This window comes from uncultured Ruegeria sp., from assembly GCF_947500045.1.
Classification (GTDB): domain Bacteria; phylum Pseudomonadota; class Alphaproteobacteria; order Rhodobacterales; family Rhodobacteraceae; genus Ruegeria.
Genome location: NZ_CANMQQ010000039.1, coordinates 1 through 444, shown reverse-complemented (window position 1 = coordinate 444; position 444 = coordinate 1). Strand labels below are relative to the sequence as shown.

Genomic DNA, 444 nt, shown 5'->3' with positions numbered 1-444 from the left:
TGCGGACAAAGCGGACACTTTCCAAATGGCGGCGTCGGAAGGCGACTGAATTGAGACCGAATACTATTAGACGGTTTAATTGTCACTTATGGGCAAGACTACATAGCTGGGTAGGTCGCTGCGATGCATGTCATTGCTGTACATATCGTTTTGCAAGCAACCAGTGTATTCCGCCTGAGGCTCTCTTTGTTCTATGCGAACAGGGCCGCCATCGCGCGTGGCAACTCCAGCATGTATTGCTGCCATGCATATGTTGCTCCACCACGCGTAAGTTCCGCATCCTTGCACGTTAAATGGACGTATTCTCTGCGCCTCTCTAGTGCAGTTGCATTCCATAGGAAGTTCGGCTTCGCCGATATGGCCTGGGCAATCCGGCAAGTCCTCGACCGAGAGCGCGCTCGTTCCAAAACCGCAGACCAATAGGCACGCGATTGTCAGATAGAA

1 protein-coding gene is annotated in these 444 nt (G+C 52.3%); it reads right to left on the bottom strand.

What is annotated here, in order from left to right; all coding sequences use genetic code 11:
- Window positions 1–75 precede the first annotated feature (75 nt).
- Complete coding sequence (locus tag Q1B46_RS22245) at window positions 76–336, bottom strand: LCCL domain-containing protein (protein ID WP_366871623.1); 261 nt, start codon at window positions 334–336, stop codon at window positions 76–78.
- Window positions 337–444: the final 108 nt, after the last annotated feature.